21 protein-coding genes are annotated in these 22537 nt (G+C 62.7%); 16 read left to right on the forward strand and 5 right to left on the reverse strand.

Annotation, left to right across the window (positions count from 1 at the left end; all coding sequences use genetic code 11):
- Positions 1-161 precede the first annotated feature (161 nt).
- The 4 genes from ENE74_RS13860 to ENE74_RS13875 are packed head-to-tail and all read left to right on the forward strand — an operon-like array spanning position 162 to position 6948.
- The gene (locus ENE74_RS13860; RefSeq protein ID WP_127691531.1) at positions 162-1550 is read left to right on the forward strand and encodes a TIGR03013 family XrtA/PEP-CTERM system glycosyltransferase; all 1389 of its coding nucleotides are present in this window, start codon (positions 162-164) and stop codon (positions 1548-1550) included.
- Positions 1551-1556: 6 nt separating this feature from the next.
- The gene (gene prsK, locus ENE74_RS13865) at positions 1557-3644 is read left to right on the forward strand and encodes an XrtA/PEP-CTERM system histidine kinase PrsK (RefSeq protein ID WP_127691620.1); all 2088 of its coding nucleotides are present in this window, start codon (positions 1557-1559) and stop codon (positions 3642-3644) included.
- Complete coding sequence (gene prsR, locus ENE74_RS13870; protein WP_127691532.1) at positions 3644-4984, forward strand: PEP-CTERM-box response regulator transcription factor; 1341 nt, start codon at positions 3644-3646, stop codon at positions 4982-4984. Before prsK ends, prsR begins: the two co-directional genes overlap by 1 nt.
- The gene (locus ENE74_RS13875) at positions 4981-6948 is read left to right on the forward strand and encodes a tetratricopeptide repeat protein (RefSeq protein WP_127691533.1); all 1968 of its coding nucleotides are present in this window, start codon (positions 4981-4983) and stop codon (positions 6946-6948) included. Before prsR ends, ENE74_RS13875 begins: the two co-directional genes overlap by 4 nt.
- Before the next feature lie 4 nt (positions 6949-6952).
- Here ENE74_RS13875 and ENE74_RS13880 read toward each other — a convergent pair whose 3' ends face one another.
- Together ENE74_RS13880 and ENE74_RS13885 are read right to left on the reverse strand one after the other, a co-directional pair.
- Entirely contained in the window at positions 6953-7300 is a 348-nt protein-coding gene (locus ENE74_RS13880; RefSeq protein WP_127691534.1) for a GntR family transcriptional regulator, read from the reverse strand.
- 73 nt (positions 7301-7373) lie between these two features.
- The gene (locus tag ENE74_RS13885; protein WP_127691621.1) at positions 7374-7949 is read right to left on the reverse strand and encodes a nitroreductase family protein; all 576 of its coding nucleotides are present in this window, start codon (positions 7947-7949) and stop codon (positions 7374-7376) included.
- Between the two features lie 169 nt (positions 7950-8118).
- Here ENE74_RS13885 and ENE74_RS13890 point away from each other — a divergent pair, with 169 nt between their 5' ends.
- The 3 genes from ENE74_RS13890 to ENE74_RS13900 are packed head-to-tail and all read left to right on the forward strand — an operon-like array spanning position 8119 to position 12388.
- Positions 8119-9672, forward strand: a complete 1554-nt coding sequence (locus ENE74_RS13890; RefSeq protein WP_127691535.1) for a peptide MFS transporter — start codon at positions 8119-8121, stop codon at positions 9670-9672.
- A gap of 5 nt (positions 9673-9677) precedes the next feature.
- Complete coding sequence (locus ENE74_RS13895; protein ID WP_420902595.1) at positions 9678-11072, forward strand: amidohydrolase; 1395 nt, start codon at positions 9678-9680, stop codon at positions 11070-11072.
- Entirely contained in the window at positions 11069-12388 is a 1320-nt protein-coding gene (locus ENE74_RS13900; RefSeq protein WP_127691537.1) for an amidohydrolase family protein, read from the forward strand. Before ENE74_RS13895 ends, ENE74_RS13900 begins: the two co-directional genes overlap by 4 nt.
- Before the next feature lie 56 nt (positions 12389-12444).
- Here the strand turns inward: ENE74_RS13900 and ENE74_RS13905 are convergent, their stop codons facing one another.
- Positions 12445-13818, reverse strand: a complete 1374-nt coding sequence (locus ENE74_RS13905; protein WP_127691538.1) for an alanine/glycine:cation symporter family protein — start codon at positions 13816-13818, stop codon at positions 12445-12447.
- Positions 13819-13907: 89 nt separating this feature from the next.
- Between ENE74_RS13905 and glmM the strand changes: the two genes are divergently transcribed.
- From glmM to ENE74_RS13930, 5 genes are all read left to right on the forward strand, one after another.
- On the forward strand, positions 13908-15248 hold the full coding sequence (gene glmM / locus ENE74_RS13910; protein WP_127691539.1) for a phosphoglucosamine mutase: 1341 nt from the start codon (positions 13908-13910) through the stop codon (positions 15246-15248).
- A 126-nt stretch (positions 15249-15374) separates the two neighbouring features.
- Positions 15375-15599 (forward strand): DUF1272 domain-containing protein, encoded by a 225-nt coding sequence (locus ENE74_RS13915; protein WP_127691540.1) that lies wholly within the window; start codon positions 15375-15377, stop codon positions 15597-15599.
- On the forward strand, positions 15596-16483 hold the full coding sequence (thiD, locus tag ENE74_RS13920) for a bifunctional hydroxymethylpyrimidine kinase/phosphomethylpyrimidine kinase (RefSeq protein WP_127691541.1): 888 nt from the start codon (positions 15596-15598) through the stop codon (positions 16481-16483). The genes ENE74_RS13915 and thiD overlap by 4 nt, the downstream gene beginning before the upstream one ends.
- Positions 16476-17072 (forward strand): ribonuclease HII, encoded by a 597-nt coding sequence (locus ENE74_RS13925; RefSeq protein ID WP_127691542.1) that lies wholly within the window; start codon positions 16476-16478, stop codon positions 17070-17072. The genes thiD and ENE74_RS13925 overlap by 8 nt, the downstream gene beginning before the upstream one ends.
- A gap of 215 nt (positions 17073-17287) precedes the next feature.
- Positions 17288-18415: a site-specific DNA-methyltransferase gene (locus ENE74_RS13930; RefSeq protein WP_127691543.1), complete on the forward strand. Its 1128-nt coding sequence runs from the start codon at positions 17288-17290 to the stop codon at positions 18413-18415.
- 12 nt (positions 18416-18427) lie between these two features.
- Here ENE74_RS13930 and ENE74_RS13935 read toward each other — a convergent pair whose 3' ends face one another.
- Positions 18428-19213: a transglutaminase-like domain-containing protein gene (locus ENE74_RS13935; protein ID WP_127691544.1), complete on the reverse strand. Its 786-nt coding sequence runs from the start codon at positions 19211-19213 to the stop codon at positions 18428-18430.
- Between the two features lie 291 nt (positions 19214-19504).
- Here ENE74_RS13935 and ENE74_RS13940 point away from each other — a divergent pair, with 291 nt between their 5' ends.
- Positions 19505-19693 carry a hypothetical protein gene (locus ENE74_RS13940; protein WP_127691545.1) on the forward strand — a complete coding sequence of 63 codons (189 nt, stop codon included), beginning with the start codon at positions 19505-19507 and terminating at the stop codon, positions 19691-19693.
- A 6-nt stretch (positions 19694-19699) separates the two neighbouring features.
- Here ENE74_RS13940 and ENE74_RS13945 read toward each other — a convergent pair whose 3' ends face one another.
- On the reverse strand, positions 19700-21025 hold the full coding sequence (locus ENE74_RS13945) for an MFS transporter (RefSeq protein ID WP_127691546.1): 1326 nt from the start codon (positions 21023-21025) through the stop codon (positions 19700-19702).
- Positions 21026-21215: 190 nt separating this feature from the next.
- Between ENE74_RS13945 and pgsA the strand changes: the two genes are divergently transcribed.
- Genes pgsA through ENE74_RS13960 form a run of 3 tightly spaced genes read left to right on the forward strand, consistent with a single transcriptional unit; the run spans position 21216 to position 22487 of the window.
- Entirely contained in the window at positions 21216-21767 is a 552-nt protein-coding gene (pgsA, locus tag ENE74_RS13950) for a CDP-diacylglycerol--glycerol-3-phosphate 3-phosphatidyltransferase (RefSeq protein ID WP_127691547.1), read from the forward strand.
- A 7-nt stretch (positions 21768-21774) separates the two neighbouring features.
- Positions 21775-22035, forward strand: a complete 261-nt coding sequence (locus ENE74_RS13955) for a MoaD/ThiS family protein (protein ID WP_127691548.1) — start codon at positions 21775-21777, stop codon at positions 22033-22035.
- On the forward strand, positions 22032-22487 hold the full coding sequence (locus ENE74_RS13960) for a molybdenum cofactor biosynthesis protein MoaE (protein ID WP_127691549.1): 456 nt from the start codon (positions 22032-22034) through the stop codon (positions 22485-22487). Before ENE74_RS13955 ends, ENE74_RS13960 begins: the two co-directional genes overlap by 4 nt.
- Positions 22488-22537 lie beyond the last annotated feature (50 nt).

Here is a 22537-nt window from a genome sequence, read left to right on the forward strand (position 1 = left end):
CTGCGGATTCAGCAAATCTTTGCGATTCTGGGCGACAATGTCCTCAATGTCGGGGATATTGACATGACGCTGTAAACTGCGGCGTCATGCGCCGTCCCTTGTTGCCTGACCCCCGGGGACGCCGGGAACAGGCGGCCGTCAATCGGGGAAACGCGCGTCGCATGGTTCGCTTGTTCAAACATTATGTGCCGCATGCCGTGCTGCTGCTCGGCTTTCTCGACTTCATCCTGTTGCTGTGCGCGGCGGAAGCCGCCTGGGTGCTGCGCGCGCACCAGATTGGCATGGATGTCGATTATGTGGCTACGCGTGCCGCGCCGCTGGTCAGCTTCGCCCTGGCATTGCAGATCGGGATGATCGCCGTCGGCGTCTATGGCACGGAGGCGTTGCAATCGCTGCGTTTCGCGATGGCGCGCCTGATCGTCGCGATTTCGCTTGGCGTGATATTCCTGTCCGTAATGCACTTTTTGATGCCGGGCATGACGCTGTGGCGGTCCAATTCGCTTTACGCCATGGGCTTTGCAGTCCTGTTTCTCATGGTGCTGCGGCTGCTGGTCGGATCGATGTTGGGGGGCGAGAGCTTCAAGCGTCGACTGGTCGTGCTGGGCGCGGGCGCACGGGCCGATCGCATCCGCCAGCTGGAACAGCGCAAGGGATCAGGATTTCTGGTGGTCGGCTACATTGGTATGAACGACGGGCCGCAGTTGATCCCGGAGGCGATCAATCGCAGTGCGATCTACAATCTGGCCGATTTCGTTGTGCGTCTGGCGGCAACCGAAGTTGTCCTGGCGCTCGAGGAGCGGCGCAATGCGATCCCGATGTCGGACCTGTTGCGTATCAAGACGACCGGCGTCCATGTGAACGATCTGTCGACGTTCCTCGAACGCGAAACCGGCCGTGTCGATCTCGATAGCGTGAACCCGAGCTGGCTGATCTTCTCTGACGGTTTTTCGGCCGGACAGCGGCTGTCATCAATGGCGAAGCGCCTGTTCGACGTTCTGGCAAGCGCGCTGCTGCTGTTGCTTACCGGGCCTGTCATCCTGCTGGCCGCGATACTGGTCAAGCTCGACAGCAAAGGACCGGCTTTCTACCGCCAGCAGCGGGTCGGGCTGTACGGGCAGGAGTTCTGGATCGTGAAGCTGCGCACCATGCGGCAGGACGCGGAGGTCGCGGGTCAGGCGCAATGGGCCGAAAAGGACGATCCGCGTATCACCCGCCTTGGCCACTGGCTGCGCAAGCTGCGTATCGATGAGCTGCCGCAGACCTGGACAGTGCTGAAAGGTGAAATGAGCTTCGTGGGGCCGCGGCCGGAACGGCGGCAGTTCGTCGAGGATCTGGAACAGCATCTGCGTTATTATGCCGAACGGCATATGGTGAAGCCGGGCATCACCGGCTGGGCGCAGATCAACTATCCTTATGGCGCCTCGATCGAAGATGCGCGCAACAAGCTGGAATATGATCTTTATTACGCAAAAAACTATACGCCGTTCCTCGATCTCCTGATCCTCATCCAAACCCTGCGCGTCATCCTTTGGCCCGAAGGCGCGCGATAGGCCGTGATAAGCCTGTCGCTCCAGATTATCGGTGATGCGGGCTATGCGCTCGCGGCGGCGCTGTTTGCGGCGTTGGCGATCTTTGTCCTGCGGGGTAGTGTAAACAGCATCGAGCGGGCATTGCTGTGCGCCGGAACATTCCTGACCGCGGCCTGGGCTTTGCATACAGCGGTAAACAGCGTTTCCGCACCGCTCAGCGGTCTGTTCGAGAGCGTCCGCAACGGAACATGGCTGCTGTTCATGTTTGCGCTGCTGCGGCGGGGGGAAGGGCGGCTCACACGCCATCCGCTCTCGCTCAGCCTGATCTACGCGGTGCTCGGTGGGTTACTGCTGTTGCAGACGAGCGCCGACCTCGCGCCTGCGCATCTGGTAGCCGACAATTTCGCCGCGCTGGTGCGGTTCAGCGTGATGCTGCGCATGATGTTCGCCATCGGTGCGCTGGTACTGGTCCACAATCTGTTCACCATTTCCGCGCCGGAAGGCCGTGCGCGGATCGTGATGGTCATGGCGGCGCTGGCGGCAATGTGGACTTACGATCTCAACCTTTACAGCATCGCTCTGATTTCGGCCGATAACGTGTCCGAACTTTATGCCTTGCGGGGAGCTGGCATGGCCGTGCTAGCGGTCGTGATGGGCTTGGGCCTGCGCGGTGGCGGTGCCTGGCGGTTGCGCCTGTCACGCACGGTCACCTTCCGGTCGTTGTCGATTGCCGCCGTCGGGCTGTATTGTGTCGCCTTCGCGCTGGTGGTGATGGGAATTGAGAGTGTCGCTGGACCCTATGCGCGTGAGATAGAGATTGCCCTGCTGTTCACGACGCTGGTCGGCGCAATCGTCATGCTCCCGTCGCAACGGTTCCGCGCGCTCGTGAAGATGCAGGTCGCCAAGCATTTTTTCCAGCACCGCTACGATTATCGGGCTGAATGGATACGCTTTGTCGATACGATCGGCGCGCCGGGCGAAGGGGCCGCACCCCTTCATGCCCGTGTCGTCAAGGCGATGGCCGACATCACCGAATCCACGGGTGGCCTTCTGCTGCTGCCCGATGGCGGCGGCGGCCTGGCGCTGGAGTGCCGCTGGAACTGGGCGGATGTCCCGGTGCCTGCCATCGCGCTTGATCCCACCGACGTTGCGGCGCTCGAACGCAGCGGTGCGATCATGGATCTCGATGCTGCGCGCGCCAAGGGGGGCGTCGCCGGCGTCGCATCGTGGATGCTGATGGACCTGAACGCTTGGGCGCTCGTTCCGCTCGTTCATTTCGACCGGCTCGCCGGGGCGATACTGTTGTCGCGGCCGCTCGTGGACCGGCGGCTCGACTGGGAGGATTTCGACATGCTGCGCGCCGCCGGTCGGCAGGTGGCCAGCTATCTGCGCGAGGCGCAGGGGCAGCAGGCGCTGGATGATGCCCGCCGCTTCGACGAGTTCAACCGCCGCTTCGCCTTCATCATGCACGACCTCAAGAATCTGGTTAGCCAGCTTTCGCTACTTTCCCACAACGCGGAGCGGCATGCCGAAAATCCCGCGTTTCGTGCCGACATGCTGCTGACGCTGCGCGAGTCGGTAGGGAGGATGAACGACCTGCTCGCCCGTCTTTCCCAGCATAACAACGCGCGCGCCGAGGAACCGCGGCCGACTGATGTCCTGTCGATCGCACGCATTGTCGCACTGTCGCGGGCAAGGCAGCATCGGATCGACGTTCGCGGTGAAGCACCATTGGCGCTTGCCGACCCGCAGCGCGTTGAACAGATACTGATCCACCTTGTCCAGAACGCCATCGACGCTAGCGCGCCGGACGTGCCGGTGACGCTTTGCCTTGGCGTTCGCGACGGGCAGGCGTGCATCGATGTGATCGACCAGGGCAGCGGGATGAGCGCCGAGTTCATCCGGCGCGACCTGTTTCAGCCCTTTGCGTCCAGCAAGCCGGGCGGTTTCGGGATAGGCGCGTTCGAGGCGCGGGCGCTCGCGCTGTCGATGGGCGGTCGGCTCGATGTGGAGAGCAGCCCCGGTGAAGGCAGCCGCTTTACGCTGCGCTTGCCACTAGCCGATGCTGCTGTTGCTGTTCCGCCCGCCAACGATGAGCAGGAAAGGGCGGCCTGATGGTGGATACGCGTCCCAAATTGCTGATCGTCGAGGATGATCCCGGGCTGCAAAGGCAATTGCGCTGGGCCTATGACGACTATCAGCTTTTCATCGCGGGCGACCGCGAGGAGGCGATCGAGTTCCTGCGCGCCGAAACGCCCGATGTGGTGACACTGGACCTTGGCCTGCCGCCCGATCCCGACGGTACGAGCGAGGGCTTTGCGACGCTCGAGGAGATGTTGCGGATCAAGCCTGATACCAAGATCATCGTCGCATCGGGCCATGGGGCGCGGGAGAGCGCGCTTCATGCCATTGCCGGGGGGGCTTATGATTTCTACCAGAAGCCGGTCGATATCGACCAGCTAGGGCTGATCGTGGCACGCGCCTTTCACCTGCACGCGCTGGAGCAGGAAAACGCGCGGCTGGTCGAGACACCCGCGCCCGACGATCGGGTTCTGGGGCGAGTCGTGACGGCGGCGCCCGAAATGCTGAAGGTCGCCCGCACGGTCGAGCGGGTGGCGGCGACGGGTGTATCGGTTCTGCTGATGGGTGCGAGCGGCACCGGAAAGACATTGTTGGCGCAGGGCCTCCATCAGGCGAGCGGCGGCGCGGCAAATCCGTTCGTCATGCTGAACTGCGCCGTCCTTCCCGAAGCCGCGCTGGCCGCCGAGTTGTTCGGCGTCGAAGGGGGCGAAGATGCGACGTCGGCAGGCAGGATCGCACCGGCGCACGGCGGAACCTTGTTTCTGGACGAAGTGGGTGACATGCCGGCGTCGATACAGAGCAGGCTGCTGCGTGTTCTTGAGGACAGGGGCAGAGAGGCGCAGGGGGCCATGCACAGTGCGCGGATCGTCTGCGCGACCCAGCATGACATGAAGGCCCTGATCGCCGAGGGGACTTTCCGGGAGGATCTCTATTACCGGCTTGCCGAAGTCGTCGTCGCCATTCCGCCGCTCAAGGATCGGCCCGGTGACGCTGTACTGCTGGCCCGGCATTTTCTGACCCGTCATGCAGCGGCACTGAACCCGACGGTGAAAGGGCTGGCCCCGGATGCCCTCGCCGCCGTGGATGCATGGCCTTGGCCCGGCAATGTGCGCGAATTGGAAAACCGCGTCCGCCGCGCGGTCATCATGGCGGACGGGAAGCTCGTGACCGCCGACGACCTCGACTTGCCAGTGGCAGAGGGCGAGGAGGGGGATTGCATCAACTTGCGTGCCGCCCGCGAAATGGCCGATCGCCGGGCCATTCGCCGCGCGATCGCCCGGTCGCAGGGCAATATATCGGGTGCCGCAAAGCTGCTCGGCATCAGCCGCCCGACGCTGTACGATCTGCTCAAACAATATGGCATGCAGGGATGACAAGGCGGGCTTGGACGACGGGCCTTGCGATCGTCGGGTTGACGGCCGCATTGGTTGTGCTGCCTGCGCAAACCCTGCTGGCGGGCAATCGGGAGGATGCGCAGCCGATGCTGGCGCGCGCACTGGCCGCGCTCGACCGCGGAGACGCGCGCATCGCACGGGTCGAATTGCTGAATGCGGTCCGCGCCGATCCCGACTGGGCAGCGCCACGGCTGGCGCAGGCGCGGGCGATGATCGCGCTGGGCGACGGACGCACGGCGCAGGACGCGTTGGAACGTGCGCGCGCTCTTGGCGCCCCGGCAGCGGTGACCCGAGCCATGATGGCGCAATCGCTGCTGATGAACGGCGATCCGGCTGCGGCCCTGGCGCAGGCGCAGGCGAAGGACGTGCCGCGCGCGGATGTGCCCTATGCCGCAAGGATGGCCGCCCTGGCGCTTGCGGACCTGGGGCGCGTGCCGGAAGCCTTCGCGGCTTTCGAGAAGGCGCTGGCGCTGTCACCCGATGATGCCGCGCTGTGGCGGGACATCGCTGTGTTCAGACGTGCGACGGGAGATCGTGCCGCGGCTCTTCTGGCCAGCGATCGGGCGATCGCCCTCGCACCCGATGATCCGGCGGCGCTGACTTTGCGGGCGGAATTGGTGCGGACACAATATGGGCCGGTCGCAGCGTTGCCCTGGTTCGACAAGGCCATAACCGTCGCGCCGGATTATCTGCCAGCCCTGACCGAATATGCAGCGACGCTCGCCGATCTGGGGCGCGCCCGGCAGATGCTGGCGCTGACCCGGCGGATCATCGCACGCGATCCGGCCAACCCCAGAGCCTTCTTCTTGCAGGCGGCGATGGCCGCGCGCGCTGGTGACATGGGCCTGGCGCGGCGCATGCTCGACCGGACCGAGGGGCGGCTGGACGATCAGCCTGCCACGATGCTGCTAAAGGGTATGCTCTATCTCGATGGCGGCAATGCCACGCTCGCGGCCGATCAATTCAAGGCGTTGGTCGCGCGCCAGCCTTTCAATTTCCGCGCGCGGCTGCTCTATGGGCGGGCGCTCGCGGATATGGGGCAATATCGGGAGTCGGACGCCGTCCTCGGTCCGCTCGCCGCCCGCGCAGATGCCGATGGTCATGCCCTCACCCTTGCCGCGCGGGTTCGTGAACAGCTTGGCGATCGCGCAGGGGCCGATGCATGGCTGGTACGCGCAAGCCGACCCGAGCGTCAAACCGCCGCGCTCTTGCCACTCGATCCCGATGTCGCGGCATTGAGCGCAAGGGCAAGTGCCGATCCCGGTCTCGCCGGACCCAATATTTCCTATGTTCGCGTTGTGCTGGCACGAGGGCAGACTGGTGCCGCCATCACCAGAGCGACCAAGCTCCGCGACGAAAATCCCGGCGCGCCGCAAGCGCATGTTGCGCTGGGCGATACGCTGGCGGAACTGCGGCGCTGGGGAGAGGCCGCGCGCGCTTATGCCGCTGCTGCCAATCTGGTTTATGATGAAGCGACGGCCATGCGGCTTGCGACGGCGTGGAACAACGCCGCACAACCCGCGCGCGCGGAACAGGCGCTGGGGCTGTTTCTCACGCAGAATCCCGGCAGTGTCGTTGCGTTCCGGCTGGCGGCGACGGCTTGGATGCGTACAGGCCAGTGGCAACGCGCCACTGATGCGCTGGAACAGGTGCGTGCCCGCACCGGCAGCCGTGACGCATGGTTGCTGGCCGATCTCGCTTGGGCATGGCTGGGACGGGGCGACGCGAATCGCGCGCTGGTCTATGCGCGGCAGGCCTATCGTCTCCAGCCGGCCGGACCGGTGACGACCGACGCTTACGGCTGGGCGCTTTTAAAGGCGAAAGGCGGCAATCAGGCCAGCGTCGATCTTCTGGAAAAGGCTGTCGTCCTGTCACCGGGCAATGCCCTGCTGAACGATCATCTGCGCACGGCAAGGGCGGCCCTCGCCAAAGCAGGCGCCTAGGCGATCAAGCCTCGACCTCAACCGGCAGGTCATCCAGCGTAATGCCTATGCGACGCATCTGTGCCGCCACGGGCGGCCAGACATGCTCCAGAAAATGCGCGCGTTCTGTTCGGCGCAGCTTGCGCGCGGCCCCATCGGCAACGAACATGCCGACACCCCGCTTCACAGTGATCAGCCCGTCGTCCTGAAAACTCTGATAGGCCTTGGCGACTGTCAGGGGGTTTGCGCCCTGTTGCGCGGCAAAGGCGCGGACCGACGGGAGCATGTCTCCATCGCGATAGTCGCCATCGAGAATGGATGCCGAAATAATGTCGCGCAGCCGCAGATAAACGGGTTTTGAATCATCAGCCATGACTGATGCAGTGCCATAATACAGCCCATCACGTCAAGCGAATCTCAATACAAATGGCCTGTATTTTGTGACATTAAATGTCCCAATCGAGAATGATTTTGTCATATTCAGGGCGCGGTCGCTCCTCCAGCGGTTTGCTTGGGGTGCCGAGGAAAAGGAACCCTGCTATCCTGTCATCCGGACCGCCAAAGGCATTCCGCACGGCATCGCTGTAGGTTGCCCATCCGGTCAGCCAGCTGCCGGCAAAGCCGCTTGCATGCGCCGCATGCAGCAGGTTCATAATCGCCGCACCCGTCGAAAGCTCCTGCTCCCACAGGGGTATCTTGCTTGGCCGGGGCGTGAACAGGGCGACGACCAACGCCGGGGCCTGCCGCGCGAACTGGTGCAGCGCCTCTATTTCCAGCTTCCCGGCGTCGGGTTTCTCGTCGCGATAGGCGCGTTCCAGCAGCATTGCCAAGGCATCGCGCTGATCGTCACGCACAATGACGAACCGCCACGGTGCCAGCTTGCCGTGATCGGGCGTTCGTATCGCCGCCTGGAGTATCGTGCGCATCTGCGCGGCATCCGGCCCGGGCGCAATCAGATCGCGCGGCTTGCCCGACCGTCGGGTTTGCAGAAGGGAAAGTGGCGAGGTGAGGTCGTTGAACATGCCGCTGCAATGCGCGAAGGTGCGCCGCGGCGCAAGCTTTGGGATCAGTGGTTGGAACTTTATTCCCATAACCGGTAACTTTTTGACAGCGGCCGATTTTGCGTTAGGGTCAAGCGATCAATGCCCGCCGGTCGAGCGGGCAAATTGAATCGCAAGAGGGTCACGCCGCATGGCAGCAGCATATGAACGTCCCGAACGAGCCAAGGGCACGTTCCTTGGCCATCCGACGGGCTTGTTCGTCCTATTCTTCGCCGAAATGTGGGAACGCTTTTCCTATTATGGCATGCGCGCGCTGCTGATTTTCTACCTCACCAAACATTTCCTGTTCGGCGATGACAAGGCCTATCTGATCTATGGGGCATATACCTCGCTCGTTTACATCACGCCGGTCATCGGCGGCTATTTGGCGGACCGCTATCTGGGCGCGCGCAAAGCGGTGCTGTGCGGCGGTATCTTCATCGCCATCGGCCATTTCCTGATCGCGATCACCGAAGGGCCGACCGGGCAGGACGGTTTCCACCTCAACGGCTTTTTCCTGGCGCTGGCATTCATCATCATCGGCACGGGTTTTCTGAAGGCCAACATATCGGTGATGGTCGGGCAGCTCTATCCGCGCGACGACATCCGCCGCGATCCGGCCTATTCGATTTTTTATATGGGCATCAATCTGGGCGGGATGCTTGGCCCGATCATATGCGGTATTCTCGGCGAGACGATGGGCTGGGGCTGGGGCTTCGGCGCGGCCGGCGTCGGGATGCTGCTGGGACTGGTGGTCTTCGTGCTGTGCAGGCCGACATTGCAAGGGGCCGGAGAACCGCACGAACCGCATGTCCTTGTGCAGAAATCGCCCGTTGGTATTTCGAAGGAATGGACGATTTATCTGGCGGCGATCCTGTCTGTCGTCGGCATATGGGCAATCATCCAGTATCAGGAAGTCGTTGGCTATGCCTTGCTTGCCTTCGCATTCGCGACCGTTGCCTATATTCTTTACCGCATATTCGCGACATTTCAGAAGGTCGATCGTGACCGCATTCTTGCGGCACTGTTCCTGATTTCCCTCAATCCGCTGTTCTGGGGTCTGTTCGAACAGGCAGGATCATCACTCAACATTTTCACTGACCGCGAAGTCGATCGCACGATTTTCGGCTGGAACGTGCCCGCCTCCGTATTCCAGTCGGTCAATTCCGCTTTCATCATCCTGCTCGCGCCGCTTTTCGCGGTCCTATGGACCTTTCTCGGGAAAAGGCGGCTCGAACCCAATACGGCGGCCAAGTTCGGGATAGGCCTGCTGCTGATCGGTGTTGGCTTTCTGGTGCTGGTCGGTGGCGCCATGGCCGCAGGCAGTAATCTCACGCCGGTTGTTTTCATTCTCGGCATTTACTTCTTTCACACCATGGGGGAACTTTGCTTCTCTCCGGTGGGGCTGTCGGCGATGACACGGCTCAGCGTCGGCAACATGGCCGGGCTGATGATGGGCACCTGGTTCCTGGCGACAGCCGCTGGCAATTTCGTCGCGGGCCTCATCGCCCGCGCGACCGGCGGCGAGGGTGCCGGACCGGAAAAAGTTCTGGAAGTCTACACCCGACTTGGCTGGTTCGCGCTGGCGGTGGGTCTCGTCGTCATCATCATTTCGCCGATCATCAAACGGATGATGCACCTAGACAGTCTCGGCCAGGATTCTGCACCGGCCAGAGCCTCCACCATCAAGGGAGAAATACTGTGAAACGCCTGTCTTGTCTGGCCTCACCCGTCGTGCTGGCGCTCGCCGCCTGCACCACGGCGGGTAGCGATGCCGCACCGAAATCGGCCAGCGCCGCATCGACGCCCGGTCCATCCACGGCACCGGAAAATCCCTATCCTTCGACATACAAGGCTTATCCGGGTGTGCCGACGGTCATCCGCAACGCCACCATTTTGGATGGCGAGGGCGGCAAGATCGAGCGCGGTGTGGTGTTTCTGTCCGGCGGCAAGATTACCGCAATCGGGGGACCGGAGACGCCGATCCCTGCCGATGTCGCCGTGTTCGACGGCACCGGCAAATATGTGACGCCGGGCATCATCGATATCCACAGCCATCTGGGTGATTATCCTTCGCCGCAGGTGGAGGCACTGAGCGATGGCAATGAAGCGACCGGTCCCGTCACTGCGGACGTATGGGCCGAACACAGCATCTGGCCGCAGGATGCCGGTTTCGGCCGGGCGCTCGCCAACGGCGGGGTGACGGCGCTCCAGATATTGCCGGGTTCCGCCAATCTGTTCGGCGGGCGCGGCGTCAGCCTCAAGAATGTGCCCGCACGCACACAGCAGGGCATGAAGTTCCCCGGTGCCCCCTACAGCCTCAAGATGGCCTGCGGGGAAAATCCCAAGCGCGTCTATGGCCGCAAGGGCCGTCAGCCCAGCACTCGCATGGGCAACATGGCCGTCGATCGCCAGACGTGGATCAGGGCGCGCGACTATCAGAAGAAACGCGCCGCCAACAAGGAACAGATGCGTGACCTGTCGATGGAAACGTTGGCCGATGTGCTGGAAGGCAAGATCCTGGTGCAGAACCACTGCTACCGGGCGGACGAAATGGCCAATGTCATCGATATGAGCAAGGAGTTCGGCTACAAGGTGACGACATTCCACCATGCCGTGGAAAGCTACAAAATCGCCGATCTGCTGAAGGATAACGGCATATGTTCGGCTATGTGGGCCGACTGGTACGGCTTCAAGATGGAAAGCTATGACGGCATCCGTGAGAATATCGCGCTTGTCCACAATGCGGGGGCCTGCGCCATCGTCCACAGCGACGATGAAAACGGCATTCAGCGGCTGAACCAGGAAGCGGCAAAGGCCATTGCCGCCGGCAAGCGGATGGGCATCACCGTGCCGGAAGAAATCGCGTGGACGTGGCTCAGCTACAATCCCGCCAAGGCGATGGGCATCGCGGACCAGACCGGCAGCCTGAAGGTCGGCAAGATGGCGGACGTCGTGTTGTGGAACGGCAATCCGTTCAGCATCTACACTCGCCCGGAACGCGTCTGGATCGACGGGGCGCTGATGTATGATGCCAACGATCCCAAGCGTCGCCCGGTGAGCGACTTTGAACTGGGCCAGATCGGTGCGGGAGACACGAAATGACACAGCGCAAGAAATGGGCAGCACGGGCAGGCGCAGCGGCGCTGTCTCTGCTCGTGACGTCTGCGATGGCGCAGACGATTGCGATTACCGGGGGCATGGTCGCCATCGGTGACGGATCGGAGCCGATCGAGAATGGCACGGTCGTGATCGTGAATGGCAAGGTGATGGCGGCGGGGGCCAATGTCGCCATTCCCCCGGGCGCGCAGCGGATCGATGCGACGGGCCAGTGGGTGACGCCGGGTATCATGTCGGGCTTTTCGCGTGTCGGGCTGGTCGAGGTGGGTGCGGTAGACCCGACCAATGACAGCGAGGCGCCCGACTCCCCTTTTTCAGCGGCGCTGGATGTTTCGACGGCCATCAATCCGCTGGTCAATCCGATCGCGATCAATCGCAGCAGCGGCATCACCCGTGCCGTCGTTGCGCCCGCGGCAAGCAAAAGCATCTTCGCCGGCCAGGGTGCGATCATCGATCTGGGGGCGGATGCCGATGCCGTGACGGTGCCGCGTGCGTTTCAGATGGTCGAGATGGGCGAGAAAGGTGCAGGCAATGCGGGCGGAAGCCGCCCCGCGGCGCACCTGATGTTCCGCGAACTTCTGGCTGAGGCGCAGGATTACGCACGCAATCCGGCGGGCTATGACGGGCGGTCGAAGGACAATCTGCTGCTGCGTGCCGATGCGCGGGCGCTTGTGCCGGTGGTGCAGGGCAAGATGCCCTTGCTCGTCCATGTCGAGAGCGGGACGGATATTCTGAGTGTCATCGCACTGCGCAAGGACTTTCCGGCGCTGCGGATCGTACTGGTCGGCGCGGCCGAAGGCTGGCGGGTAGCGCGGGAGATTGCAGCGGCGAAGATTCCCGTCATTGCCGGTGGTCTCACCGATCTTCCGGCTAGCTTCGAGATGCTGGCGGCGACGCAGTCCAATGTGGGGCGTATGGTCGAGGCAGGCGTTCTTGTCGCCATCGGCCTTACCGACCGGGACGAAGCCTTTCAGTTGCGTCATGCGATGCAGCAGGCAGGGAATATGGTCGCGTTGCAGAAGGTGCCGGGTGCCAAGGGGCTGAGCTGGGGACAGGCGCTGCGTACCATCAGCGCCGCACCAGCCGAGGCTATGGGTCTCGGCGACCGTATGGGATCGCTGCGTCCCGGCCGCGTGGGCGACGTCGTGATCTGGGACGGCGATCCGCTTGAGCTGATGTCGGCACCGGTCGCGGTGTTCATCGACGGCAAGCAGCAGCCGCTCGACAATCGCCAGACCAAGCTGCGCGATCGTTATGCAACGCCGGGCGAAGGCGCATTGCCGAAAGCCTATGAGTTCTAAACGGATTGAGCGCCACCGTTATTCCGGCATCGCCGGGAAACGGTGGCGCTGAAACGTTATGACGTTCGCACTCGCCGCCAGTAATCCCTGACATCCTGCCGTAATTCCCCGGCACATAGATACAGTGCGATCACATTGGGAATGGCCATCAGGAAAAAGCTGCAATCGACGATGCTGATGACTCGGCCGAGGTCGATGACGGCGGCGGGCGGCAGGGCGACGATGTACAATATCTTGTAGGTCATCTGCGTAGCGGGCTTGTGGCCGAACAGATAACCCCAGGCCTGCAAACCATAAAATCCCCAGGCGACCAGCGTGGAATAGGCGAACAGCACGACGGCGATCGCCAGTACATAGGGAAACCATCCCGCAACGCCGGCAAATGCCGCAGTGGTGATCGCAATCCCTTCCAGCCCGCCGTTCCATGTACCCGCCACCACCAGCGCAAGGCCGCCCAGCGCGCAGACGATCATCGTGCCGAGCAACGGTTCGAGCAGGGCGACCATGCCTTCGGACACCGGTTCGTCGGTGCGCGCCAAGCTGTGCGCCATCACCGCGGACCCGACGCCTGCCTCGCTGGCGAACACCGCGCGGCGCATCCCGGCAACGAACGCGCCGACTGCGCCGCCCGCCGCCGCCGTGCCGTTCCACGCGCCGTCCCAGATCTGCGCCAACGCGCCGGGAATGGCGGATGCGTTGAAGGCAAGGATCGCCAGTACGCCCAGCAGATAGACCGCTACCTTGAGCGGTGTCAGCCTGCTGGCGACACGCCCCAGCCATGCCGCACCGCCCAGCGTCACCAGCGACACCGCCAGCGCCAGGGCGATACCGTAAGCCCAGCCGTTGTCGAACCCGGTGACGGCGGAAACGGCGGCATAGCTCTGGTTCACCTGCACCATGGGAATTGCGCCGAACAGCGCGAAAAAGGCGTAGAGCGCACCGATCGCAAAGCCCATGCGGGGCCAGCCGCGGCGCGTCAGCACGGCTTTCAGCACATACATCGGCCCGCCATGCGCGTGCCCGCGTTCATCCAGCACCCGATATTTGAGACCCAGGGTCACTTCGGCCATCTTCACGGTCATCGCGAACCAGCCGATGACGAACATCCAGAATATCGCCCCTGGGCCGCCCATCGTCAGCGCGACCGCGACGCCAGCGATGTTGCCCAGCCCGATCGTGCCCGCCAGCGCCGTGGTGAGCGCGGCAAACTGGCTGACGTCGCCTTTCGCCTCGCCTTCGCGCGGCTGGTTGCGCAGCACGCTGATGGCGTGACCGACTGCCCGCAGGTTGGGGAAACCCAGCCAGACCGTGAAAAACACCATCGGTACTGCGAGGTAGAGCACGATCAGCTCGATCGAGACACCCAGCATCGGCACCTTGAAGAACACGGCGGCGGACAGCGCATCGACAGCGCGATTGAACGATTCCATGGCCTCTGCATGGCGGGCAGGTGGTAGATTGTCGATGGGATTTCGCTATAGCGATTTCTGAACTGCTAAGGTGAGCGAGTGGACCGGGAATGAGCAGAACCTATTTCGGCACGGATGGCATTCGGGGCCGGACGAACATCTGGCCGATGACGCCCGATCTGGCGATGAAGGTCGGCATGGCGGCGGGTACGCATTTCCTGCGCGGCAAGCATCGGCATCGTGTGGTGATCGGCAAGGATACGCGCCTTTCCGGCTATATGGTGGAAAATGCCTTGGTCGCCGGTTTCACAGCAGTCGGGATGGACGTGGTGCAGTTCGGGCCGATCCCGACACCGGCGGTCGCGATGCTGGCCCATTCGATGCGCGCCGATCTGGGCGTCATGATCTCGGCCAGCCACAATCCCTATTTCGATAATGGCATCAAATTGTTTGGGCCGGATGGATATAAGCTATCCGATGAGGATGAACTGAAGATCGAGGCGCTGCTCGGAGACGAGATTGCGTTGGCGGCATCCGCTGATATCGGGCGCGCCCGCAGGGTGGAGGATGCCCGCGGCCGCTATATCCACGCCGTCAAGTCGAGCTTCCCGCCCGAGCTGCGGCTCGACGGCCTGCGGATCGTCGTCGATTGTGCCAATGGTGCCGCTTATCAGGTCGCGCCATCCGCGCTGTGGGAACTGGGTGCCGAAGTCATAGCCGTTGGCGTCACGCCCAATGGCACCAACATCAACGATGGCTGCGGATCGACCGCGCCCTTGCTGTTGCAGGAAACGGTCCTGAGCGCAGGCGCCGACATCGGCATCGCACTGGACGGCGACGCCGATCGCCTCATCATCGTCGACGAACAGGGGCAGATCGTCGATGGCGACCAGATCATGGCGCTGATCGCGGCGAACTGGGCGCGCGACGGTATGCTACGGGGCGGCGGGCTGGTGGCGACGGTCATGTCCAATCTGGGGCTGGAACGTTTTCTGGCCGGCCGTGGCATTGCGCTCGAACGCACCCGAGTTGGCGACCGTTACGTGCTGGAGCGGATGCGCGAAGGCGGCTTCAATGTCGGCGGCGAACAGTCAGGCCACATGATCCTGTCGGATTATGCGACGACGGGCGATGGCACGATCGCCGCCTTGCAGGTGCTGGCCGCACTGGTGCGCAGCGGCAAGCCTGCCAGTGAGGTACTGCATCAGTTCGATCCTGTGCCGCAACTGCTCAAAAATGTCCGCTTCTCGGGGGGCAAGCCCCTTGAGCATCAGGACGTGCAGCGGACGATCGCACAGGCAGAAGCGGAACTGAACGGAACGGGTCGCCTCGTCATCCGCCCGTCCGGTACGGAACCGGTCATCCGCGTTATGGCGGAGGGCGACAACGAGACGCAGGTGCGCGATGTGGTCGATCGTATCTGTGCGGCGGTGGAAAAGGTGGCGGCGTGAGCAAACACCATTTTCCGTTCGCCCTGAGCTTGTCGAAGGGCCGACCTGAACGCAGGGAAGGCACTTCGCCATGCTCAGTTTGGCCCTTCGACTTCGCTGAGGGCGAACGGTCCTCGTGCAAACCCCATGCTTGAAATGCGCCCTGACTGCGAACGCTGCGGCGTCGATCTGCCCGCCGATGCGCCGGGCGCATTCATCTGCTCGTTCGAATGCACATGGTGCGCGCCTTGCGCGGAGGCGCTGGACGATCGCTGTCCGAACTGCGGCGGCGAACTGATGGATCGGCCGACCCGCACCGGCACTGCACTTGTTGATAATCCCGCTTCGACAAAGCGGCTGTACAAGGGGTGAAGCCGCCACGCATCCTGATCATTGCCGGGTCGGACAGCGGCGGCGGCGCGGGTATTCAGGCCGACATCAAGACCGTCACGATGCTTGGCGGCCATGCGATGACGGCGATCACCGCGATCACTGCGCAGAACAGTATCGGCGTGCAGGATGTCCACCCGGTGCCGGTCGATATGGTGATTGCCCAGATCGACAGCATACTTGCGGACTTCAGCGCGAGCGCGATCAAGATCGGCATGATCGGCTCCGCGCCGATTGCCCATGCCGTCGCCGACCGGTTGCAGGACGTCCGCGATATCCCGATTGTGTTCGATCCGGTCATGGTGGCGACCAGCGGTGCCCGCCTGGCCGATATCGCGACGGTCGCCGCCTTTGAACGGCTGATGGCGATGGCGCGGCTGATTACACCGAATGTGCCCGAACTGGCGCTGCTGACCGGCCCGGATATCGCCGATGTCGACGGTCTGGAGCAGGCAGGGCACATGCTTGCCCGCCGATATGGCTGCGCGGTCCTTGCAAAGGGCGGGCATCTGCCCGATCAGCCGCAGGACGACGCGCCGATTGTCCATGATCTGCTGATCCGCGCGTCGGGCGTTTCGGAATATCGGATGCCACGGATCGCAACGCGGCACAGCCATGGCACCGGCTGCACCCTTGCCAGCGCGATCGCGACCGGCATAGGACGTGGTCTTCGGCTGGAGGACGCCGTCGATCGTGCCGAAGCCTTTGTCGCGGGGGCGCTTTTCAACGCGCCGGGCTTTGGCAAGGGCCATGGGCCGATGGGGCATGCCATGGGCACGACGCCCTTTTATCATACGCTTGCCGCCGTAAATGGGCAGGGCAAGGATGCCACGGCGCTGGCCGCGCAATGGGGCGACCGTGCCTGATTACAGCTTCGAGCGGCTGCATGACGGGCCGGTGGCGGGGGTGGACGAGGCGGGCCGCGGGCCTCTCGCCGGGCCAGTGGTCGCTGCTGCGGTCATCCTCGATCCCGACGCCATTCCCGACGGCCTTGACGACAGCAAGAAACTCTCGGCGGGCAAGCGCGCGGCGCTGGACATCATGATCCGTGAAAAGGCCGTCGGCTTTGGTGTCGGGATGGCGAGCGTGGCGGAAATCGACAGCCTCAATATTCTGTGGGCAACGATGCTCGCCATGACACGCGCCGTGGAGGCGCTGGCGCTGGATGTCGCGCATGTGCTGGTGGACGGAAACCGATGCCCGCAATGGCGCTGGGCGTCCACCGCTGTAGTGGGCGGCGATGCGCGCTGCGTTTCGATTGCAGCTGCCTCGATCCTTGCCAAGGAAGCGCGGGACCGGATCATGCTCGAGGCGGCCGTCCGGCACCCCCATTATGGCTGGGATCGCAACAAGGGCTATGGCAGCGCCCTGCATCTCGCTGCCTTGCGCGAACATGGACCGACGCCGCTTCATCGGCGCAGTTTCGCACCCGTCGCCCAGATGCTGCTGGTCTGACCCTAGAAAAATCATTTCGCACGACAATCGAGTCCTGCGTGCCACACCACGACATATTGAGTCTCGTTTGTCCAAGGGGACTCAATATGTCGTGGCTACCCGGTTCGTTCTCCTGCCGTTAACCATTTTCTGAGGCTTCCTGCGTAAGTTTTTGACCTTGACGGAGAGTCCGCGAGGACTCATCCCCGTCTCCTAACGACTGGGGGCACTATCCGATGGGCGTAATGGAGCGCGTTACAACGCGACCGAAAAAGGCGGCGATATCCGTTGCGCCGGTCGCCGCTGATCGCCTGATCCGTGGCGACTGCATCGCCGAAATGGCGAAGCTGCCGGATGCCTGCATCGACATGATCTTTGCCGATCCACCCTATAATCTTCAGCTTGGCGGCGACCTGTTCCGGCCCGAAGGCGGCCGGGTCGACGCCGTCGACAATGACTGGGACAAGTTCGATACGCTGGCCGCCTATGACCGGTTCACTGCGCTTTGGCTGGCGCAGGCGCGCCGCATATTGAAGCCGGACGGCACCATCTGGGTGATCGGCAGCTATCATAATATCTTCCGCGTCGGCGCGACGTTGCAGGATCAGGGCTTCTGGATCCTCAACGACATCATCTGGCGCAAGGCGAACCCGATGCCCAATTTCAAGGGCACGCGCTTTACCAACGCCCACGAAACGCTCATCTGGGCGAGCCAGGGCGAGGACGCGCGGTATACATTCAACTATAAGGCGATGAAAACGCTGAATGACGAGTTGCAGATGCGATCCGACTGGGTATTGCCGATCTGCGGCGGGCAGGAGCGGTTGAAGCGCAACGGAACGAAGGCGCATCCGACCCAGAAACCCGAGGCACTGCTCTACCGCGTTCTGCTTGCCTGCACGAAGCCGGGCGACATCGTGCTCGATCCGTTTTTCGGTACTGGAACCACGGGTGCTGTCGCAAAACGTCTTGGCCGCCAATGGATCGGCATCGAGCGGGAGGACAGCTACAGCGAAGTCGCCCTGCAACGGATAGCGGAGGCGCTGCCGCTCGATGAATCCGCGCTCGCCATCATGCAATCCGCGCGCCAGGCACCCAAGGTCGCATTCGGTACCCTGATCGAGACCGGCTATCTGACGCCGGGCGCGGTGCTGAGCGATGCCAAACGGCGCTGGCATGCCGTGGTGCGGGCGGACGGATCGCTCAGCATGGGCGCGGACAGCGGATCAATCCACAAGCTGGGCGCGATGGTGCAAGGCGCGCCATCCTGCAACGGCTGGACCTTCTGGCACCATGACACCGTCGACGGGCTGAAACCCATCGATACATTGCGGCAGACCTATTTGCTGGCGACGCAGCCCTAACCGGGCGACAGTTCAACTGTCGATCCGCGTGACCTTCACGTCCTGCGATATCAATTCCGCCGCGCCGAATGTCGTCATGAACGCGACATCGGTCGCATCCCGACCCACGGCCATGCGCACCATGCCGGGTATCGGCGCCAGCCCCGTTGCATCCACGATGTGCCATGCATCGTCCAGCCATACTTCGACGACCGCATGGAAATCCGGCGGATCGAGCCGCCAAGCATAGACCGATACGACCCGTGCGGGAATGTCATGCGCCCGTACGATCGCCGCCGTCAGATGCGCGAAATCGCGGCAGACGCCCTGACGGGACAGGAATGTGTCGGCGGCCGTCGTCGTCCCGTCCGAACTGCCCGCGACATAGCGGATATGCTGCCGCACCCATTCCACCGCCGCGTGGACGAAATCGCCGCCGTCCAGCCCGTCGAACTCCTGATGTGCGAAGCTGTTGAGCCTGTCGGCTTCACAATAGCGGCTTGGCCAGAGGAACGGGACCACTTCCGACGGAATGGCGGGCAGCGGCGAAGCGGGCAGCCCCAGTACCGTGGAGGGCGCCCGCTCGACATCGACTGTTGCGGTATAGTGGGCATTGAAATCCCCGGTTCCGGTTCGCGTCCATGTCCTGCGGCCGACGCGGCTACCCCCCGGGATGGTCGAGAGCGGTCCGGCGCCGGTTACGATCAGACGATCCTCGACCAGAATCTGATCCGGCTGCGCCGCAGCCTCTATGGCGAGCAATACGTCAGTCGGCTCCGCGAAACGATAATTCAGGTCTGCTTTGATGTGCAGGCGCATCGGGGGACTTTCAGTGGGAGGAACAACATGACGTTCGGGTTGTGAAACAATGTGGCGCCTGAGGGCAGACGATCGCGGGAAGGGCGGGATTTACAGCGCCACAGGCTGGTCCCCTTGACGGCAGGATAGCAGACCGGTCGGCACAAAACCATAATCCTGCATCAAGGACTGCGGTTTTCCGCCTGCGACCGGCACGTTACCGGCATGACAAGCTGTCCCATCGCGGCACGGCCGCGCGTTAACTCTCTTTGCCGATAGCCTGATTGGTAAACAATGCGTTAACTGCGTGTCATGAGAAAACGTCGCGCCCTTGTCCTTCGCACCGAATCTGCCGGGCATCCTTTCCGCCGCAGTCTGCCGCCGCATGTATTGGTGATGCCGCGTCATGATCCGCCGGTGAAGGGTGACGAAAGCGACTGGAAGCTTTTTGGCCTGAGTTTTGCGGCCTTCTTTACCGCCTTCTACAGCTTTATCGCGTAACGCCGGTCAGGACGTAATCGTCGGACCGCACTCGCCGTCGTTGCATGCCTTGTGCAGTCGCGAGGCAAGCCATGCCGATATCGGGCACATGGCGGCGACGAGGATCAACTGGTTGACCGGCGTCATGCCGAGGATCGTCAGGCCGATGGCGATCAGCGAGCCGACCACCATCGCACCAGAATTGACGATATTGTTGGCTGCAATCGTGCGCGCCGCCTCGCATTTTTCGACGGTTGTCGTGAGGAAGGCGTATAGCGGCACAACGAACATGCCGCCGAAGGTCGCCACGCCCAACAGGGTGCCGGTGATGCCCAATGCGTGGGGATGGCCCAGGAAATCCGATAGCGAGAGCAACTGGCCGTTTGCCGCACCCTGCCAATTCGCGCAGACGAAATGGAAACCCAGCAGGAACAGCCCCATGCCGATGACCGAGGCAGGCGCATATTTCGCCGAAACCGATCCTTGCAGCAGCCGGTTGATGGCCACTGATCCGATGGCGATACCGATCGAGAATATCGCCAGAAAGAGGCTGGCGACGGCCTTGTCGGCCGTCAGTACATTTTTGACGAGCGGCGGAAACTGGATGAACAAGACAGCACCGATCGTCCAGAAAAAGCTGATCGATACGATGGCGAGATAGAGCCGCGGCACATGCATCGTGCCCCTGACGAGCGTGATCGACGCACGGATGAAATGATAGTCAAGAGGATCGCACTGGCCTAGCGGTGGGGCCGTCGGAACCTGTCGCCCGGCCAGATAGCCGATGATCGCCGTGCCAATCACCACTCCCGCCGCAACTTCAACGGCAATCAGCCCGGCCAGAATCGTGCCTGCCAGGATCGCGATATAGGTGCCTGCTTCGACCAGGCCGGTGCCGCCCAGCACTTCCTCCTCGCGCAGATGTTGCGGCAGAATCGCATATTTGATCGGGCCGAAAAATGTCGAGTGGATGCCCATTGCAAAGAGGGCCAACAGCATCAGCGGGATCGCGACGACATGAATGGCGACGCCCATCCAAGCCATCGCCAGCCCGACCGCTCCCACACTCATGATGACGATTTCTGCTGCCTTCACAAAGCGGATAATACGTGCCTTGTCCCGCTGATCGGCCAGTTGCCCCGACAGGGCGGAGAGCAGAAAAAAGGGCAGGATGAACACGCCGGTCGCAATGGCGCTGAACCAGGTTTCGGCACGCGCGTCATTATAGACCGAATAGACCACGAACAGGACCATCGCGTTCTTGAACAGATTGTCGTTGAAGGCGCCCAGAAGCTGCGTGACGAAGAGCGGCAGAAAACGCCGCTTGGTAAGGAGCCTGACCGAGGCTTGCATGGAGGCGACATCTTCTCGCTGTTGCGCTTGTGGCGCCGGGGTCTAGCCGTTGTGACGCGGCCTGTCCAACAACACCTTATTCCACTGGCCATGTTCCAGTTATGTGACAGGCCAATGTTGGGCGTTGGCATGCACGTTGGCATCCAATGGGCCGCTTGTAACCGCCCCCGCGCTGTGGCAGGCGAGCGATATGCTGACGCTGCCAAATCTGCTGACGCTCTCGCGTATCCTGGCCGTGCCGTTGCTGGTCGGGCTGCTGTGGTGGCCGCAATGGCGCACCGGCTATGGCTTTGCCTTCGTGCTCTATTGCCTGATGGGCATCACCGATTATTTCGATGGCTATCTTGCGCGCGCCAACGGTGCTGTGTCCAAACTCGGCATCTTCCTGGATCCGATCGCCGACAAGATCATGATTGCCGCCGTCATCCTGATGCTGGCGGCGACCCGCGACATTGCCGGTATCCATATTATTGCGGCGCTCACCATATTGCTGCGTGAAATCGCGGTATCGGGCTTGCGTGAGTTTCTGGCCGGTTTGCAGGTGTCGGTACCAGTGTCGCAACTGGCGAAGTGGAAAACGACGTTCCAGCTCATCTGTTTCGGCGCGCTGATTCTCGCTGGTGCCCTGCCGCAATTTGCCTTCATCCAGTGGACCGGACTGGCGACGCTCTGGGCGGCGGCGATACTGACGGCCATCACCGGCTGGGATTATCTGCGCGTCGGCCTGAAGCATATGGATTGAGAACGGTATGGCGGCGCTCGACATCCTGTATTTCGCCTGGGTGCGGGAAGCGATCGGCAGGGACGGTGAGCGTATCGACGCTGTCGATCCCGCGGTGACCGTTGCCGACCTGGTGGGGGCGCTTGCCGGGCGTGGCGGCGGCTACGCAGAGGCGCTAGGGGATATTGAACGTCTGCGCGCTGCACTCGATCAGCATTTCGTGGCCTTTGATGCCGTCATCGGTTCAGCGCGGGAATTGGCCATATTTCCGCCGGTCACAGGCGGATGACGATTCATAGCCGCGTTGGCCCGGAGGATTTCGATCCGGCGGAGGAACTGGCGGCGCTGGAACGTCTCGGTGGTGGTGCCGTTGCAAGTTTTACCGGGCTGGTGCGCGGCGGAGATGGGCTGACGACGCTGCGCCTCGATCACTATCCTGCCATGACTGAGGCACAGGTGACGCGCATCGCCGCAGAGGCAGCATCACGCTGGCCGCTGCTTGGCATCCGCATCGTCCATCGCATCGGAACATTGGAACCGGGAGACCGCATCGTCTTTGTCGGTACAGCTTCGGCGCATCGCCGCGTAGCGCTGGAAAGCTGCGCCTTTCTGATCGACTGGATGAAAAGCCACGCGCCGTTCTGGAAAAAGGAAAGCTTCGCCGATGGCCGGGAGCGCTGGGTCGAAGCAAAGGCGGAGGATGTGGTGAAAGCCGACGCTTGGGCCGCGTTTCACAATTGATCCGCTATCCCGCCGATCGGAGCCAGCGGCTCGTATCTCACCGTTCCAAC

It is taken from the genome of Sphingobium algorifonticola (assembly GCF_004005485.1).
Taxonomy (GTDB): domain Bacteria; phylum Pseudomonadota; class Alphaproteobacteria; order Sphingomonadales; family Sphingomonadaceae; genus Sphingobium; species Sphingobium algorifonticola.